This is a genomic window from Streptomyces niphimycinicus, from assembly GCF_018883605.1.
Taxonomy (GTDB): domain Bacteria; phylum Actinomycetota; class Actinomycetes; order Streptomycetales; family Streptomycetaceae; genus Streptomyces; species Streptomyces niphimycinicus.
This window is the reverse complement of sequence record NZ_JAHLEM010000677.1, coordinates 1-989: the sequence shown is the minus strand read 5'-3', so window position 1 is coordinate 989 and position 989 is coordinate 1. Positions and strand designations below refer to the sequence as shown.

Here is a 989-nt window from a genome sequence, read left to right as displayed (position 1 = left end):
GCGCTGGTTCCTCCAGGCCGACGGCGAGTCGGGGAAGCCGTACGGGAATGAAACGATCCGTGTCAGCCCGGACGGTGAGGTGAGCATCAAGCTTCCGGCACCGCTGGCCGGGCTGGCCAACAGACCCCACGGCCGGTACGTGCTGGCCTGCCGGGTCGGCTTCCGGCACCGGGGCGAGCAGTGGGCCGACCGTATCGCGGCGAACCGCGCCGTGGCTTGCCGCATCCACTACGACATTGACCGCGATCGCTGGTACGTGACCGCCTCCTGGCACATTTCGCCGGTGAAGACGGTGTCGTTGCAGGCGGTCCGGTCCGGCGGGCTGACAGGCGTCGACATGAACGCCGACCATCTGGCCGCCTGGCGTCTGGACGCCCATGGCAACCCCGTCGGCGAGCCGCGTCGGTTCGGCTACGATCTGTCCGGCTGCGCACCGCACCGGGACGCGCAGGTGCGGCATGCGCTGATCCGCCTCCTGCACTGGGCCAGGCGTCATCGGGCGTCCATCGCGGTCGAGGACCTCGATTTCGCGGCGGAGAAGACCCGCGAGAAGCACGGGCGCAGGAAGCGGTTCCGTAAGCTGATCTCCGGCATGCCCACCTCCAAGCTACGGGCACGGCTGGTATCGATGGCTGCCGAGCTTGGCATCACCGTCGTGGCCGTCGATCCCGCCTATACCAGCCGTTGGGGCGCCCAGCACTGGAAGAAGCCCCTCACCGGCAAGAACAGGAAGCCCACTCGCCATCACGCGGCAGCGGTGGCGATCGGCAGGCGCGCCCTGGGATACCCGATCCGGCGACGGACGCAACCGCCCCCACCGCACCGGAGCGATGCGGTGGGGCATCGGAGCGTCCAGGCCGCATCGGGCATCCCGGGGCGTGAGGAAACCCGCCCCCGCATTCCCGGACCACGGACACGATCCGTCGGCGCCGGACGCGGAGCGAAAGCGGGAGACCAGGGGGTACCTCCCAGCGGTAGCTGGGGGAGTG

General features: G+C 70.0%; 1 protein-coding gene. It reads left to right on the top strand.

The window, feature by feature from the left end:
• Positions 1–989 (top strand): IS200/IS605 family accessory protein TnpB-related protein (locus KN815_RS39885; protein ID WP_216346690.1); only part of this gene is annotated, 989 nt, incomplete at both ends.